We start from the raw sequence: 251 nt of genomic DNA on the forward strand, positions 1-251 counted from the left end.
GCTCGGAAAGCTTCTGCTCGAACGCGGCCGTCGTCAGATCGATCGCCGCGCCATGGCGCTGATCGATGCCGGCAAGCGGGCGGGGCTCCTGCGCTTCCATGATGCCGACGAGGCATATCACACGCTTTACGGCCTTGTTGTCTCCGATCTGCATGTGCGCATGCTGCTCGGCGAACCGGGCCTCAAGGATACCGCCCGTCAGGCGGAGAGGGCGGTCACCGCCTTCCTGCGTCTGTACGGAACGGAGAAGG

1 protein-coding gene is annotated in these 251 nt (G+C 64.9%); it reads left to right on the forward strand.

Annotated elements, in window-relative coordinates:
• Window positions 1-251: TetR/AcrR family transcriptional regulator C-terminal domain-containing protein (locus tag SB772_RS43795; protein WP_410839002.1), on the forward strand; the 251-nt coding region annotated here is incomplete at both ends.

The organism is Paraburkholderia sp. SIMBA_030 (assembly GCF_046535245.1).
GTDB lineage: Bacteria > Pseudomonadota > Gammaproteobacteria > Burkholderiales > Burkholderiaceae > Paraburkholderia.